At 36.4% G+C, this 894-nt stretch carries 1 protein-coding gene; it reads right to left on the bottom strand.

Annotated features, from left to right (window positions below):
* Positions 1-3: 3 nt before the first annotated feature.
* A protein-coding gene (locus tag ACMZ6Z_RS09480) for an IS630 family transposase (protein ID WP_416131053.1) occupies positions 4-851 on the bottom strand; the annotation gives its coding sequence in 2 pieces (ribosomal slippage) (positions 4-548 and positions 548-851; 849 coding nt in all).
* Positions 852-894 lie beyond the last annotated feature (43 nt).

Genomic DNA, 894 nt, shown 5'->3' with positions numbered 1-894 from the left:
TAGTTAATTGAAACAAGAACAGGACAAAAGTGCCTCAAGAAAAGTATCGCAATTTGGCAATACTTTTCTGAGGTATTTTTTAATTTGAGCCCATGTTTTCTCAATGGGATTATACTCAGGTGAGTAAGGAGGAAGTGGTAAAAGTCTATGACCCTGCTCCTTGCATAACTCTTTTAGCTTACTCATCCGATGAAACCTTGCATTGTCCATAATGATAACAGATGGTCTATCTAAAGTGGGCAGTAAGAATGTTTTAAACCAAGCTTCGAAAAAGTCACTAGTCATGGTTTCTTTGTAGGTCATTGGGGCTATAATCTCACCGTTTATAAGACCTGCGACTAAAGATATCCGCTGGAATCTTCTTCCAGAGACCTGACCAGTGATCAACTGACCTTTCAAAGATCGACCATATTCTCGATGAAAATATATCTCAAACCCTGTCTCGTCAATATAAACAGGTGTCAAGTGACTTAAGTTATTAAATTCTTTAAGGAACTGATTTACTTTCTCAGGATCTTGTTCATAGTAGGTACAGCTCTTTTTTTTCGAGTATAACCCATAGCTTTGAGAGCGTAATGAATAGCTGTTGGATGGCAACCAAATTCAGAAGCTATTTCAGTCAAAAAAGCATCTGGATGAGCTTCAAGATAGTTCTTTAATTTTTCTCTATCAACTTTTCTTGGTTTGGTTCCCTTAACTTGGTGATGAAGCTCGCCAGTAGTCTCCATTAATTTTAGCCATTGATAGATGGTGTTGCGTGAAATATCGAAAACAACAGATGCTTCAGTAATACTGCCTGTTTTCTCACAGTATGCGAGAACTTTTTTACGAAAATCTAATGAATATGCCATAAATACATTATACCACAAATGTACTGTTTTTGTTTCATTTTAT

It is taken from the genome of Streptococcus pluranimalium (assembly GCF_047785705.1).
Classification (GTDB): domain Bacteria; phylum Bacillota; class Bacilli; order Lactobacillales; family Streptococcaceae; genus Streptococcus; species Streptococcus pluranimalium_A.
The sequence above is the reverse complement of the archived record's forward strand: the minus strand, read 5'-3'. Positions and strand labels throughout refer to the sequence as shown.